This is a genomic window from Gilliamella sp. B3172 (assembly GCF_026536465.1).
Classification (GTDB): domain Bacteria; phylum Pseudomonadota; class Gammaproteobacteria; order Enterobacterales; family Orbaceae; genus Gilliamella.
This window is the reverse complement of record NZ_JAFNOA010000025.1, coordinates 1-1,097: the sequence shown is the minus strand read 5'-3', so window position 1 is coordinate 1,097 and position 1,097 is coordinate 1. Positions and strand designations below refer to the sequence as shown.

Genomic DNA, 1,097 nt, shown 5'->3' with positions numbered 1-1,097 from the left:
CGACTCTTAGTGAAAACGGGAATTATAAAATTGTTTATGATAGAGCTAATAACACTATCATTAAACAAACTAAAGTTGGAAAGGGGACGGGAACAAATAATACTTCTTCAGTCAAGATAAATCAGGGACAACAAAACAAGCACATAGAAGGAACAAATGAATTTAAAACAGCGGGTTCATCTGGTGACAAACGGAGTATTTTAAAAGTATCTCCTGAATCTTTACTTCCAAATGCAGGAAAAGGTGAACAAATCGGGAACGTTGAGGTAGGTTTACCTGGTTCAAAAGAACGTATTAATTTTGGGAAATTTATTGGTTATTATGTTGATCCTAAAACAGGTGTATCTACCCCGACAACGAAAGGAATAGTACATTATGGGAAAAATGGCATACATATTGTCCCATCAAGACCATAATTAATATATTTGAGGATATTACATGAATGATTATATTTTAGATTTAAAGTTATCAATACAAAGAGCTTTACTTGGAGAAATTACTCCGAACATTAGATGTGTGACAATAAATATTATCAATAAGAAAATTGAGTTATCCTTTTTTATTGATGGAAAAGTAACAGAAGATGATCAAGAAAACATTTCATGTATTGAAACGGAAGTAATAGCTGATTTTGAAGATGATTTTGATATTGAAACTAATATAAAAAGAATTGATTATCCATATCCAATAGTAATTGAACAAGGCTATTGTGTTTACAGAAGAAAAGAAGATTAACCTCATATTTCAAATATTATTAACCGATTGATTATTAGAATTAACAGGTAAGCTCAATAATCAATTTGCCCTGTTCAATCTTAATAATAGGGCAGCCCACATAAAAACCAAATTGCTCCTGCCAGCGCCCCTTAATGGTCAGTTGTGGTCTGGGGTTGGGTTTTGTGCCCTGTGGCATATAACTGACGGTATAAAATTGCTCATTGTGTTGTGGTGCTTTGTGTATGGTTGATTTTAGAGTAGAAATGCATCTTAATCATAATAACTATTTCGTATGGTTGTAGTAGTAGCAGGTTGTCGCCTGTTACTATTATGTTACTTTTTTACCCGCATTACCTAGCTTGTAATTTAATCTGCTTCTT

At 32.7% G+C, this 1,097-nt stretch carries 3 protein-coding genes; 2 read left to right on the top strand and 1 reads right to left on the bottom strand.

Annotation, left to right across the window (positions count from 1 at the left end):
• Together J3U37_RS12040 and J3U37_RS12035 are read left to right on the top strand one after the other, a co-directional pair.
• Positions 1-416 (top strand): polymorphic toxin type 50 domain-containing protein (locus tag J3U37_RS12040; RefSeq protein ID WP_267375121.1); only part of this gene is annotated, 416 nt, incomplete at its 5' end.
• A gap of 22 nt (positions 417-438) precedes the next feature.
• A complete protein-coding gene (locus J3U37_RS12035; protein ID WP_267375119.1) occupies positions 439-735 on the top strand; it encodes a hypothetical protein in 297 nt (98 codons plus the stop codon).
• 40 nt (positions 736-775) lie between these two features.
• On the opposite strand, the gene J3U37_RS12230 is transcribed toward J3U37_RS12035, so the two are convergent.
• Entirely contained in the window at positions 776-961 is a 186-nt protein-coding gene (locus tag J3U37_RS12230; protein ID WP_416380016.1) for a SymE family type I addiction module toxin, read from the bottom strand.
• Positions 962-1,097: the final 136 nt, after the last annotated feature.